Here is a 392-nt window from a genome sequence, read left to right as displayed (position 1 = left end):
CGCCGAAGGTGGCCCGTCCGATCTGCGCGAGCGCGGTGGACATCGGGGTTCCGGGGGCGAGTCCGAGTTCGGTGGGGTCCTCGGCGACGTGGACCTCGTAGACCATGGCGAGCACGGTGATCCCGAAGAACATGGTCACCGAGAGCCCGCCCATGATCGCGAGCGTCATGGCGGCGTTGCGGCTCTTCGGCTTGGCGAACGCGGGCACGCCGTTGCTGACGGCCTCGACACCGGTGAGCGCGGTGCAGCCGGAGGCGAAGGCGCGCAGCGCGAGGAACACGAGCGCGATCCCCGAGTAGGTGGAGACCGCGTGGACGGGCAGCTCGGCGGACTCGGCGCGGATCGTCGCCCCGGTCGCCATCCGGACCGCGGCCACCGCGAACATCAGGTAG

1 pseudogene is annotated in these 392 nt (G+C 71.2%); it reads right to left on the bottom strand.

Going from position 1 to position 392, the window contains the following annotated elements:
• A pseudogene (locus HR086_RS47850) lies at positions 1–392 on the bottom strand (DNA-binding protein); the annotation flags it as partial.

This window comes from Myxococcus sp. CA039A, from assembly GCF_013336645.1.
GTDB lineage: Bacteria > Myxococcota > Myxococcia > Myxococcales > Myxococcaceae > Myxococcus > Myxococcus llanfairpwllgwyngyllgogerychwyrndrobwllllantysiliogogogochensis.
Note: the sequence above shows the minus strand (reverse complement) of the source record. Positions and strands in the feature narration are given on the sequence as shown.